Below are 12,420 nucleotides of genomic sequence, written 5' to 3' on the forward strand. Positions count from 1 at the left end.
CATTGTTTTTTACACTGCGCTCATCATTGCTCGAACAACACACGTCAGCGGCCATGCCCGCGATGAGGATATAAAAATGCGCGTTCTGGTCTTGGGTAGCGGCGTCATTGGTGTGACCAGTGCCTACTATTTGGCGCGGTCCGGCTTTGAAGTGGTTGTCGTCGACCGTCAGCCTGCCGCTGCCATGGAAACCAGTTTCGCCAACGCCGGGCAGGTGTCTCCAGGCTATGCCTCGCCATGGGCCGCACCGGGTGTGCCGCTCAAGGCCATCAAGTGGTTGCTGCAACGCCATGCGCCGCTGGCGATCAAGGCCACCGCCGACATCGACCAATACCTGTGGATGGCGCAGATGCTGCGCAACTGCACCGCCAGCCGTTATGCGGTGAACAAGGAGCGCATGGTGCGCCTGTCCGAGTACAGCCGCGACTGCCTCGACGAACTGCGCGCCGAGACCGGCATCGCCTACGAAGGCCGTAGCCTTGGGACTACCCAACTGTTCCGCACCCAGGCACAACTCGATGGCGCCGCCAAGGACATCGCCGTGTTGAAGGAGTCCGGCGTGCCGTTCGAGCTGCTCGACCGCGCCGGTATCGCCCGGGTCGAGCCGGCCCTGGCCAGCGTCACGGATATCCTCGCCGGCGCACTGCGCCTGCCGAATGACCAGACCGGCGACTGCCAGATGTTCACCACCCGCCTGGCCGAGATGTGCAAACAGTTGGGTGTGGAATTCCGTTTTGAGCAGGACATCCAGCGCCTCGACTACGCCGGTGATCGCATCAACGGCGTGTGGATCGACGGCAAGCTGGAAACCGCCGACCGCTACGTGCTGGCCCTCGGCAGCTACTCGCCGCAGTTGCTCAAGCCGTTGGGGATCAAGGCGCCGGTGTATCCGCTCAAGGGCTACTCGCTGACCGTGCCGATCACCAACCCGGCGATGGCGCCGACCTCGACCATTCTCGACGAGACCTACAAGGTCGCGATCACTCGTTTCGACAACCGCATCCGCGTCGGTGGCATGGCTGAAATAGCCGGTTTTGACCTGTCGCTGAACCCGCGCCGGCGGGAAACCCTGGAGATGATCGTCAACGACCTTTATCCTCAGGGCGGCGATTTGACCGAAGCTACCTTCTGGACCGGCCTGCGCCCGACTACCCCCGACGGCACGCCGATTGTCGGTGCCACCCCGTTCAAGAACCTGTTCCTGAATACCGGCCACGGCACCCTCGGTTGGACCATGGCCTGTGGCTCCGGTCGTTTGCTGGCCGACCTGATGGCCAAGAAAACGCCGCAGATCAGTGCCGAAGGCCTCGATATTTCCCGTTATGGCAACCACCAGGAGTCTGCAAAACATGTCAATCCAGCGCCAGCTCACCAATGAGCGCATGAGCCAGATCGTTGTCCACAGCGGTACCGTGTATCTGGCCGGGCAAGTCGGCGACGACATGAACGCCGGGATTGAACAGCAGACCCGTGAAACCCTGGCCAATATCGAGCGTTTGCTCGACCTGGCCGGTACTGACAAGACCCGGTTGCTGTCGGTGACGATCTACCTGAAGGACATCGACGCAGATTTCGCCGGCATGAATGCGGTGTGGGACAAATGGCTGCCAAAAGGCGTTGCCCCGGCCCGTGCCACGGTTGAAGCCAAGCTGTGCGAACCGCAAATCCTGGTGGAGCTGTCCGTCGTGGCCGCGCTGCCTTAAACAACGATCCCTCTCCCGGTGCCGAAGCCGTTGGTCGGTGCCGGTTTTTCTTCACTTTGCCGCCTAGAAGCCTGCCGCCATGCGTCCTGCCCGTGCCCTGATCGACCTCCAAGCCCTGCGTCACAACTACCAATTGGCCCGTGAAGTCACGGGTGCCAAGGCCCTTGCCGTGATCAAGGCCGATGCCTACGGCCATGGTGCCGTGCACGTTGCCCAGGCGCTGGAAGCCGAGGCGGACGGGTTTGCCGTGGCTTGCATCGAGGAAGCATTGGAGCTGCGCGCCGCCGGGATTCGTGCGCCGGTGCTGCTGCTGGAAGGTTTCTTCGAGGCGGATGAGCTGCCGCTGATCATCGAACATGATTTCTGGTGCGTGGTGCACTCGCTGTGGCAATTGGAGGCCATCGAGCAGGCCAGACTGAGCAAGCCGCTGACCATCTGGCTCAAGCTCGATTCCGGCATGCACCGTGTCGGCCTGCACCCCAAGGACTATCACGAGGCTTACCAGCGCCTGCTGGCCAGCGGCAAGGTGGCCAAGATCGTGTTGATGAGCCATTTCGCCCGCGCCGATGAGCTCGACTGTGTGCGCAGTGATGAACAGGTGGCTGTGTTTGACGCGGCGCGCCAGGGTTTGTCGGCCGAGGTCAGCCTGCGCAATTCGCCATCGGTGATGGGCTGGCCGGCTGTGTCCAGCGATTGGGTGCGCCCTGGCATCATGCTCTACGGCGCGACGCCGTTTGCCGAGGACCAGGCCGTGGCCGCGCGTTTGCAGCCGGTGATGACCCTGGAATCCAAGGTGATCTGCGTCCGTGAACTGCCGGCCGGTGAGCCGGTGGGTTACGGCGCCAAGTTCATCACGCCCAAACCCATGCGTATCGGTGTGGTTGCCATGGGCTATGCCGATGGCTATCCGCGTCACGCGCCGACGGGTACGCCGGTACTGGTGGCCGGGCAGCGCAGCCAATTGCTGGGCCGTGTGTCCATGGACATGCTGTGCATCGACCTCACGGACGTGCCTCAGGCTGTCCTCGGTTCCACCGTGGAGCTATGGGGCAAAAATATCCTCGCCAGTGACGTCGCGGTCGCCGCCGAGACCATTCCGTATCAGCTCTTTTGCAACCTGCGCCGCGTGCCGAGGCTCTATTCCGGCGCTTGACCGCCGGGTACGAACGCAACAGCCCGGGATTTAGGCCCAAGTGTTGTAAATACTGAACGCTGTCGCCATGATAACGCTCAATTACAACAAAGCCTGAATCCTAGGAGGCTCCTGCATTGGACGTCGGCGAACGACTGCAATCCATCCGTAAACTGAAGGGTCTGTCCCAGCGCGAGCTCGCCAAGCGCGCGGGTGTCACCAACAGCACCATTTCGATGATCGAAAAAAACAGCGTCAGCCCCTCGATCAGCTCCTTGCGCAAGGTGCTGGGAGGCATCCCCATGTCGATGGTCGAGTTCTTTTCCGAGGAGATCCTCCAGGAAATACCGACGCAGATCGTCTATAAAGCCAATGAGCTGATCGACATCTCCGACGGCGCCGTCACCATGAAACTGGTAGGCCGGGCGCACCCTAGCCGGGCCATCGCGTTTCTCAACGAGATCTACCCGCCGGGCGCCGACACAGGCGAAGAAATGCTCACCCACGAAGGTGAAGAAACCGGGATTCTGGTGGAGGGTCGCCTGGAGTTGGTGGTCGGTCTTGAAACTTTTGTGCTCGAAGCTGGCGATAGCTACTACTTTGAAAGCACCAAGCCCCATCGTTTTCGCAATCCGTTCGACGTGCCGGCGCGACTAATCAGCGCAGCCACGCCTGCGAACTTTTAAGAAAAGAGGCGTCCTGCCAGCGTTGCAGAGGCACCCGAGCTGTATTCCGCGGGGTCGAATCTCCCTTTAGTTAATAGGGTTGTTTCGGCCAGGCGGGCTAACCGTTATACTTTCGCCGCCTGCGAAACCGTGGCCGCAGGCGTGAATAGCCACCATTGAGGGTGAACGCGTGAACCTAATTATGAAAATGCTGGCTGCACCAGCAACCGTACTGGCCCTATGGGCTGTCAGCGCTCAAGCTGCGACCAATGATGATATTGCCAAGCGCCTGGAGCCTGTTGGCCAGGTCTGCGTCCAGGGCCAGGAATGCAAGGGCATGGAAGTGGCGGTCGCCGCAAGCGGTGGCGCTGCGAAGACGCCGGATGACATCATCGCCAAGCACTGTAATGCTTGCCACGGCACCGGCCTGTTGGGCGCGCCGAAAATCGGCGATACCGCAGCCTGGAAAGAACGCGCCGATCACCAGGGCGGCCTCGATGGCATCCTGGCCAAGGCGATCACCGGGATCAACGCCATGCCGCCAAAAGGCACCTGCGCCGATTGCTCGGATGATGACCTCAAGGGTGCAATCAAGAAGATGTCCGGCCTCTGATCCGCCGATCTTCGTCAAAAATGCCGCTTACGAGCGGCTTTTTTGTGCCTGGGGTTCGTGTTTCAGCGCTGTTCATTGCAGCAAAGACCCGGCAAGCTCGGTCCAACCCCTAATCATGGAATGTTCAGGAGGGTCGGATGGTGCAGTTGTGTTCAATCGAGCAAGCAGTTGATGACGTACTGGCGCGGTTGCCGGCGCATATCCACATGGGCATGCCCCTCGGGCTGGGCAAGCCGAACCGGTTTGCCAATGCCTTGTACCGGCGCATCGCCAAGTTGCCGGAGCGGGCGCTGACGATCTATACCGCGTTAAGCCTGGGCCGCCCGACGATGGGTGATGGTTTGCAGAAACGCTTTCTCGAACCCTTTATCGAGCGGGTGTTCGGCGATTACCCCGAACTGGATTTCCTCGCCGACCTGCACAACGACAGCCTTCCGAACAATATCCACGTCCAACAGTTTTTCATGCAGCCCGGCAGCCTGCTGCACAGCGAGTCGGCGCAGCAGGATTACGTCAGCAGCAACTACAGCCACGCCGCTCGCGACATAAACGCCGCCGGCCTGAACCTGGTGGCGCAGTTGGTCGCCAGCAGTGCCGAACATCCTGATCGCCTGAGCTTGAGCTGCAACCCGGATATCACCCTCGACCTGCTGCCGATGATTGCCAAGCGCCGCGACGCCGGCGAGACCGTGCTGATCGTCGGGCAAGTCCACACCGATTTGCCCTACATGCCCGGCGACGCTGAGCTGGGCATGGATACCTTCGATTACCTGATCGATGAAAAAGACACCACCACGCTGTTCTCCACGCCGAACATGCCGGTGGGTTTCCAGGACCACTTCATCGGCCTGCATGCCAGCACCCTGGTACGCGACGGCGGCACCTTGCAGATCGGCATCGGCTCCATGGGCGATGCGCTGACTGCCGCGCTGCTGGCGCGCCAGGCCGACAACGAGTCCTATCGGTCGCTGCTGACGGACCTGGACGTGTACCAGTGGGCGCCGCTGATCAGCCGTGAAGGCGGCGTCGATCCCTTCGCCCGGGGCCTTTACGGGTGCAGCGAAATGTTCGTCAACGGCCTGCTGGTGTTGGCGGACGCGGGGATTATCCGTCGCAAGGTCTACCCGGACGTAGCGACGCAACAGCAGGCCAACGCCGGCACGCTCGACGATGCGGCGCAGCCCGACGGCATTTCGATCCACGGCGGATTTTTTCTTGGCCCGCGCAGTTTCTACCAGCGCCTGCAGGAAATGACCCACGCCAAGCGCCTCGAATTCAACATGACGCGCATCAGCTACATCAACGAGCTGTACGGCCAGGAAGAACTCAAGCGCCTGCAACGCCTGGATGCGCGGTTTATCAACAGCGCGATCATGGTGACGCTGCTCGGCGCGGGTGTGGCCGACCAGTTGGAAGACGGTCGTGTGCTCAGTGGTGTGGGCGGGCAGTACAACTTTGTGGCCCAGGGCCATGCGCTGGAAGGTGCGCGGTCGATCCTGATTCTGCGCAGTTGGCGCGAGTCGGCGGGGGAGGTCAGTTCCAATATCGTCTGGGACTACGGCCACTGCACCATTCCCCGGCATCTGCGGGATATTGTCATCACGGAATACGGCATTGCAGACTTGCGCGGGCAGACGGATGCCAAGGTGATCGAGGCGTTGCTCAATATCACCGACTCACGCTTCCAGGACGATTTGATCAAGCAGGCGCAAAAGGCTGGCAAGTTGCCCAAGGATTTCCAGCTGGATCCGCGCTTTGCCGAGAACACGCCGGAGCGGTTGCAGGGGATTCAGGCACGCCATCGTCGGTTGTTTCCGGAGTATCCGTTGGGAAGCGATTTCACCGATGAAGAGCGGGATTTGTTGCGGGCGCTGAACTGGCTCAAGAGCAAATTCAAGCTGACGGAGATTCTGGAGCTGGGCAAGGCGGCGTTGGATGCGCCGCAGGCGCAGGTGTTTCCCAAGCATCTGGAACGCATGCAGTTGACCAAGCCGGAAGGCTTGAAAGAGGATCTGTACCAGCGGCTCCTGCTCGCCGGCCTGCAGGCCACCGCGCACTAACCGACAACACAGGGTCGATGTGGGAGGGGGCAAGCCCCCTCCCACTTTTACCACCACTTTGAGGCAGGAGTTATTCGATGAAGGTGACGACGCCACCTTCCAGCGACTTGACCCGCGCCAGCGATTCAACCCGATAACCCTGCGCATCCAATTCCGCACGGCCGCCCTGGAACGACTTCTCGATCACGATCCCCAAGCCTGCCACGGTCGCGCCGGCCTGCTTGATGATCGAGATCAGCGCCTGGGATGCCTTGCCGTTGGCCAGGAAGTCATCAATCACCAGCACGCGGTCGCTGCTGGTCAGGTGGCGCGGCGAGATCGCCACGGTGCTTTCGACTTTCTTGGTGAAGGAATACACCGTTGCCGACAGCAGGTTTTCGGTCAGGGTCAGGGACTGTTGCTTACGCGCGAAGATCACCGGTACACCCAGGTTCAGGCCGGTCATGATCGCTGGCGCTATGCCCGACGCTTCGATGGTGACGATCTTGGTGATGCCCGAGTCCTTGAACAGCGCGGCGAATTCGTCGCCGATCAACTTCATCAGTGCCGGGTCGATCTGGTGGTTCAGAAAGGCGTCGACCTTGAGTACCTGATCGGAAAGCACGATGCCTTCTTCGCGAATTTTCTTGTGCAGTGCTTCCACGGAAAGCTTCCTCTAATGGCGCGTTGTGCGCCGAAAGTAGATTGAAAAGTAGTCGATTCTAGCGCTTTAACATCGCGCGTATGTCCGCCAGGGCTGTGTTGCCGCGAACGGCCTTCACCTCGGTCGGGGTGTCGTCATTGCCTTCCCAGGCCAGGTCGTCCGGCGGCAGTTCATCCAGGAACCGGCTGGGGGCACAATCGATGATTTCGCCGTACTGCTTGCGCTTGGCGGCAAAGGTGAAGGCCAGGGTCTGACGCGCGCGGGTAATGCCCACGTAGGCCAGGCGGCGTTCCTCTTCGATGGTGTCGGCTTCGATGCTGGAACGGTGCGGGAGGATTTCCTCTTCCATGCCCATGATGAACACGTAGGGGAATTCCAGGCCCTTGGAGGCATGCAAGGTCATCATCTGTACACCTTCGGCGCCGTCTTCCTCTTCCTGCTGGCGTTCGAGCATGTCGCGCAGCACCAACTTGCCGATGGCGTCTTCGACGGTCATCTCGCCGTCTTCGTCTTTTTCCAGGGTGTTCTTCAGCGCTTCGATCAGGAACCAGACGTTGCTCATGCGGTAATCTGCGGCCTTGTCGCTGGAACTGTTGGTGCGCAGCCAGTTCTCGTAGTCGATGTCCATGACCATGCTGCGCAGCGCGCTGATCGGGTCTTCGCCGGCGCACTGCTCGCGCACCTTGTCCATGAAGCGCTTGAAGCGCGACAGGCGATCGGTGAAGCGCGAGTCCAGGTGTTCGCCCAGGCCGATTTCGTCGGTGGCGGCGTACATCGAAATCTTGCGCTCAGTGGCGTAGTTGCCGAGCTTTTCCAGGGTGGTGGAGCCGATCTCGCGACGCGGCACGTTGATCACGCGCAGGAAGGCGTTGTCGTCGTCCGGGTTCACGATCAGGCGGAAGTAGGCCATCAGATCTTTTACTTCCTGGCGTCCGAAAAAGCTGTTGCCGCCCGACAGGCGATACGGCACCTGGTGGTGCTGCAATTTCAGCTCGATCAGCTTGGCCTGGTAGTTGCCGCGATAGAGGATCGCGAAATCGCTGTAGGGCCGGTCGGTGCGCAGGTGCAGGCTGAGGATCTCGACGGCCACGCGTTCGGCTTCGGCGTCTTCGTTGCGGCAGCGGATCACGCGGATCTCGTCGCCGTGGCCCATCTCGCTCCACAGTTGTTTTTCAAACTCATGGGGGTTGTTCGAGATCAACACGTTGGCGCAGCGCAGGATGCGGCTGGTGGAGCGGTAGTTCTGCTCCAGCATCACCACTTTCAGGGACGGGTAGTCGTCCTTGAGCAGCATCAGGTTTTCCGGGCGCGCGCCGCGCCAGGCGTAGATCGACTGGTCATCGTCACCGACCACGGTGAACTGGTTGCGCTTGCCGATCAGCATTTTTACCAGCAGGTACTGGCTGGCGTTGGTGTCCTGGTATTCGTCCACCAGCAGGTAGCGCACCTTGTTCTGCCATTTTTCGAGGATGTCGGCGTGTTCCTCGAACAGCTTTACCGGCAGCAGGATCAGGTCGTCGAAGTCCACTGCGTTGAACGCCTTGAGCGTGCGCTGGTAGTGGGTGTAGACGATGGCGGCAGTCTGTTCCTTGGGGTTGCGTGCGTTTTCCAGGGCCTGGGGCGGCAGGATCAGGTCGTTTTTCCAGGCGCCGATCATGTTCTTGATCTCATCCACGCCGTCGTCGCCTGCGTATTCCTTTTGCATGATGTCGGTCATCAGCGACTTCACGTCGGTCTCGTCGAAGATCGAGAAGCCCGGCTTGTAGCCCAGACGCGCATGCTCCTTGCGGATGATGTTCAGGCCCAGGTTGTGGAAGGTACACACGGTGAGGCCACGGCCTTCGCCACCCTTGAGCAAGGTGCCGACGCGCTCTTTCATCTCCCGCGCGGCCTTGTTGGTGAAGGTCATGGCGACGATGTACTGGGCGCGGATGCCGCAGTGCTGGATCAGGTGCGCGATCTTGCGGGTGATCACGCTGGTCTTGCCGGAGCCTGCGCCGGCGAGCACCAATAGAGGGCCGCCGACGTAGTTCACGGCTTCTTGCTGCCGGGGATTGAGTCGGGACATACAGAATTCAGGGAGTCGTTGTTCAAAAGGGCGGGCATTTTAACAGGCTGGCAGGATTCTGCTCTGTCAGAACGACAGTGTGACGTACCACTCGATCTAAATTTGCCGGTTTTGATACTTTGCCGCAGGATGTGAGGGTTGTTTTGAGGCTAATGTTCACAGTTCGCGTGTTTGAAAACCCCTATCATTGGTGATTCTCAGGCCGCACGTCATAATGCCCGTCGCCACGAATTTTTGCAGAGTCTAGGGAGCTAGCTTGTCTACGCCTGTCGAACCCTTGCGTTTGCTGCTGCTGGCCGATGAGCCCGCGTGGGCAGCGTTATTGCGCGAGTGCCTGGCGCCGATGGGCGATGGGGCTGTGCTGATCAGCGCACCAAACTGGGAATCCGTGAGCCGTCTGTTCGATGACGACCACAGCGCCGTGCTATTGACCACGCCCAGCCTGCAACCCGGGCCTGGCCGTTGCAGCCTGCCGTGCGTGTTGTTGCTGGAACAGGAACCGCTGGTTTCACCGCTTGGCGTCAGCGATTGGCTGGTGCGTGATGTATTGGATGCCGATACAGTGCGCCGCTGCCTGCGCCACGTCCGCGAGCGCGGCGTGCTGGAAAACACCCTGCAACGCCTGGCCGAGCAGGACCCGCTCACCGGCATCGCCAACCGCCAGGGCTTCCAGACCCTGTTGACCGCGCGTCTGGCCGAGAATGAAGGGCGTGGCCTGGCCCTCGGTCACTTGGACCTCGACAACTTCCGCCACGCCAACGATGCCCTCGGCCACCAGGCCGGCGACCGGTTGATCCTGCAAGTGGTGTCACGGCTCAAGAGCCAGCTGGAGGTCGGCGACCAACTGGCGCGCCTGGGCAGCGATGAATTCGCCCTGCTGATCGATACCCGCCGTGCACCCCAGCGTGCCGAGTGGATGGCCGAGCGCATTACCGAGGTCATGGCCGAACCCTATTGGGTGGATGGCGAAAGCCTGCTGATCGGTTGCAGCCTGGGCGTGGCCCATGCCCGCGCTCGCGCCGGTGCCGACCCTTTGATGTGGCACGCTCATATCGCCATGCAGCAGGCCAAGAGCACCCAAGGCTGCACCTTTCATATCTTCAACGAACGTATCAACCGCAACGCGCGCAGCCTGGCCGACCTGGAAAGCGAGCTGCGCCGCGCCTTGCGCCGTGACGAACTGGAGCTGCATTACCAGCCACGCCTGGACCTGGACGACGGCCATATCGTCGGCCTGGAGGCCCTGGTGCGCTGGCGTCATGGCGAGCGCGGCCTGTTGCCGCCAAGTGAATTCGTGCCGTTGGCCGAGCAAAGCGGCTTGATCGTGCCGCTGGGCTACTGGGTGATCTCCCGGGCCCTGCGCGACATGCAAGACCTACGCGAACGCGGCCTGCCGGCGTTGCACATGGCGGTCAACCTGTCGTTCCGCCAGTTCCAGGACAGCCAGTTGCTCTCCACACTCAGCCGGCTGATTGCCGAGCGGGGCGTGGAGGCGCAATGGCTGGAGTTCGAACTGACCGAAACCGCCGTGATGCGCCGCAGTGACCTGGTCAAGCAGACCATGGATGCCCTCGGCCGCCTGGGTGTGCGGTTTTCCCTGGATGACTTCGGTACGGGTTTCTCATCGTTCGTGCACCTCAACAGCCTGCCGATTGCCTTGTTGAAGATCGACAAGAGCTTTGTCGGTGGCATGGAGGAGCGCGAAGAAAACCGCAAGCTGGTGCATGCCATGATCAACCTGGCGCACAACCTCAACCTGGAGGTGGTGGCCGAAGGGGTGGAAACGCCTGAGCAACTGGCGCTGTTGCGCTTGTTTGGCTGCGACCAGGCCCAGGGTTACCTGATCAGCAAGCCGCTGCCGTTGCCGGAGTTGGTGGAGTACCTGACCTTCGGCAAAAGCCAGCAAGCTTTGCTCGGTTAGGAATGTGGGAGGGGGCTTGCCCCCGATGGCGGAGTGTCAGCCAGTTCATCTGCAACTGACCCAACGCTATCGGGGGCAAGCCCCCTCCCACATTTCCTGCCGCGGCGGCTCCTGGCGAATCATCCGCTTCATCTTCGCCTCAAACGCCCAGGTCAGGCTCACTGCCGCGCATGCCAGGCCCAGCGCCAGGCCCCACCACACACCGGTCGGTCCCCAGCCCAGGGTGAAGGCCATCAGCCAGGCCGATGGTGCGCCAATCAACCAATAGCAGCCCGCGCCGATCAGGAAGGTGGTCTTGGCGTCCTTGAGCCCGCGAATGCAGCCCATGGCGATGGTCTGCACGCCATCGAACAGCTCGAACCAGGCGGCGACGGCCAGCAGGCTGACGGCCAGGACGATCACGTCGTGGAACGCCGGGTCGTTGTGGTCGATGAGCAGTCCGATCAGCGGGTCGGAATAGAGCCACAGCACGGCAGCAAATCCCAGCATGATCGCCGCGCCAAAGCCGATGCCGACACGACCGGCCAGGCGCGCCTGCAGCAACTGCCCGGCGCCGTAGTGCTGGCCGATGCGCATGGTCACCGCGTAGGACATTCCCGCAGGCACCATGAACGCCACCGAGACGATCTGCAATGCGATCTGATGCGCCGCCAACTGCGTACTGCCCATGGTGCCCATGCACAGCGCCGCAAACGCAAACAACCCGACCTCCACCGCATAGGTGCCGCCGATCGGCAGGCCCAGGCGCCACAATTCGCGCAGGTACTGGGTGTTGAGGCGAAACAGGCCTGTGCTCAGCGGGTAGGCCGCATAGGTGCGGTTGCTGCGGATGTACCACATCAGCGTCAGCGCCATGCCATTGGCAACGATGGCCGTGACCAGGCCGATACCCATCAGGCCGAGCTTGGGCAGGCCGAACATGCCTTCGATCAGCGCGTGGTTGAGCAGGTAGTTGGCTACCGTGCCGCCAAGGCTGATCACCATCACTGGCGTCGCCTTGCCGATTGCACTGGTGAAGCCGCGCAGGGCCATGAAACTCAGGTAGCCGGGCAGGGCGAACGGCAAGATCGTCAGGAATTGCCCGGCCGAGTGCACGTTGGTCTCGGTCTGGCCAAACATCAGCAGCACTGGCTTGAGATTCCACAGCAGCAAACCGGCCGCCAGGGCCATCAGCCACGCCAGCCATAGCCCGGCCTGGGTCAGGCGGGTGGCGCCGTCGATATCGCCCGCGCCGTGACGGATGGCCACCAGCGTGCCCACGGCGGCAATCACGCCGATGCAGAAAATCGCCACGAACGAGTAGGTCGCCGCGCCCAGGCCGCCACCGGCCAGGGCTTCGGGGCTCAGGCGCGCCATCATCAGGGTGTCGGTCAGCACCATCAGCATGTGTGCCAACTGTGAGGCAATCAACGGCCCTGACAGCCGCAGAATGGCCCAGAGTTCGGTACGTGCCGGATGTTGCATGATCATCACGCTCGACAAGTCAGAGGGTTGGGGAAGGCTTGATTCTCGGCGCTCTGGGTTAATTACACAAAAGGATTAAAGCGATGGTGTACATGACTTAAACTCATGTGTATTGATCTGATAGTGTTGGTGGATCGCTATGCAGGAATTT

10 protein-coding genes are annotated in these 12,420 nt (G+C 61.3%); 7 read left to right on the forward strand and 3 right to left on the reverse strand.

Annotated elements, in window-relative coordinates:
• The first annotated feature begins 76 nt into the window (after positions 1–76).
• From dadA to BMX59_RS05420, 6 genes are all read left to right on the forward strand, one after another.
• On the forward strand, positions 77–1,378 hold the full coding sequence (dadA, locus tag BMX59_RS05395) for a D-amino acid dehydrogenase (RefSeq protein WP_092241692.1): 1,302 nt from the start codon (positions 77–79) through the stop codon (positions 1,376–1,378).
• Positions 1,350–1,703: a RidA family protein gene (locus tag BMX59_RS05400; protein ID WP_058424231.1), complete on the forward strand. Its 354-nt coding sequence runs from the start codon at positions 1,350–1,352 to the stop codon at positions 1,701–1,703. Before dadA ends, BMX59_RS05400 begins: the two co-directional genes overlap by 29 nt.
• A gap of 79 nt (positions 1,704–1,782) precedes the next feature.
• Positions 1,783–2,856: an alanine racemase gene (gene alr, locus BMX59_RS05405; protein WP_093120418.1), complete on the forward strand. Its 1,074-nt coding sequence runs from the start codon at positions 1,783–1,785 to the stop codon at positions 2,854–2,856.
• A gap of 116 nt (positions 2,857–2,972) precedes the next feature.
• A complete protein-coding gene (locus BMX59_RS05410) occupies positions 2,973–3,521 on the forward strand; it encodes a cupin domain-containing protein (protein ID WP_003176893.1) in 549 nt (182 codons plus the stop codon).
• 181 nt (positions 3,522–3,702) lie between these two features.
• Positions 3,703–4,113 carry a c-type cytochrome gene (locus BMX59_RS05415; RefSeq protein ID WP_093120421.1) on the forward strand — a complete coding sequence of 137 codons (411 nt, stop codon included), beginning with the start codon at positions 3,703–3,705 and terminating at the stop codon, positions 4,111–4,113.
• 137 nt (positions 4,114–4,250) lie between these two features.
• On the forward strand, positions 4,251–6,173 hold the full coding sequence (locus BMX59_RS05420) for an acetyl-CoA hydrolase/transferase C-terminal domain-containing protein (RefSeq protein WP_093120424.1): 1,923 nt from the start codon (positions 4,251–4,253) through the stop codon (positions 6,171–6,173).
• A 70-nt stretch (positions 6,174–6,243) separates the two neighbouring features.
• Here BMX59_RS05420 and BMX59_RS05425 read toward each other — a convergent pair whose 3' ends face one another.
• On the reverse strand, positions 6,244–6,816 hold the full coding sequence (locus tag BMX59_RS05425) for a xanthine phosphoribosyltransferase (RefSeq protein WP_025856334.1): 573 nt from the start codon (positions 6,814–6,816) through the stop codon (positions 6,244–6,246).
• Between the two features lie 58 nt (positions 6,817–6,874).
• A complete protein-coding gene (gene rep, locus BMX59_RS05430; protein ID WP_071488059.1) occupies positions 6,875–8,884 on the reverse strand; it encodes a DNA helicase Rep in 2,010 nt (669 codons plus the stop codon).
• 256 nt (positions 8,885–9,140) lie between these two features.
• Between rep and BMX59_RS05435 the strand changes: the two genes are divergently transcribed.
• Positions 9,141–10,805, forward strand: coding sequence for a putative bifunctional diguanylate cyclase/phosphodiesterase (locus tag BMX59_RS05435; RefSeq protein WP_071488058.1), 1,665 nt, complete (start codon positions 9,141–9,143; stop codon positions 10,803–10,805).
• Between the two features lie 66 nt (positions 10,806–10,871).
• Here BMX59_RS05435 and BMX59_RS05440 read toward each other — a convergent pair whose 3' ends face one another.
• Positions 10,872–12,275: a NorM family multidrug efflux MATE transporter gene (locus tag BMX59_RS05440; RefSeq protein WP_093120427.1), complete on the reverse strand. Its 1,404-nt coding sequence runs from the start codon at positions 12,273–12,275 to the stop codon at positions 10,872–10,874.
• Positions 12,276–12,420 lie beyond the last annotated feature (145 nt).

Source organism: Pseudomonas sp. NFR09, assembly GCF_900111535.1.
GTDB classification, from domain to species: Bacteria; Pseudomonadota; Gammaproteobacteria; order Pseudomonadales; family Pseudomonadaceae; genus Aquipseudomonas; species Aquipseudomonas extremorientalis.

Bases quoted from the DNA above. Each gene is read 5' to 3' on its own strand.
- rep (WP_071488059.1), bottom strand. From the start codon at position 8,884: ATGTCCCGACTCAATCCCCGGCAGCAAGAAGCCGTGAACTACGTCGGC.
- BMX59_RS05440 (WP_093120427.1), bottom strand. From the start codon at position 12,275: ATGATCATGCAACATCCGGCACGTACCGAACTCTGGGCCATTCTGCGG.
- BMX59_RS05420 (WP_093120424.1), top strand. From the start codon at position 4,251: ATGGTGCAGTTGTGTTCAATCGAGCAAGCAGTTGATGACGTACTGGCG.
- BMX59_RS05400 (WP_058424231.1), top strand. From the start codon at position 1,350: ATGTCAATCCAGCGCCAGCTCACCAATGAGCGCATGAGCCAGATCGTT.
- dadA (WP_092241692.1), top strand. From the start codon at position 77: ATGCGCGTTCTGGTCTTGGGTAGCGGCGTCATTGGTGTGACCAGTGCC.
- alr (WP_093120418.1), top strand. From the start codon at position 1,783: ATGCGTCCTGCCCGTGCCCTGATCGACCTCCAAGCCCTGCGTCACAAC.
- BMX59_RS05415 (WP_093120421.1), top strand. From the start codon at position 3,703: ATGAAAATGCTGGCTGCACCAGCAACCGTACTGGCCCTATGGGCTGTC.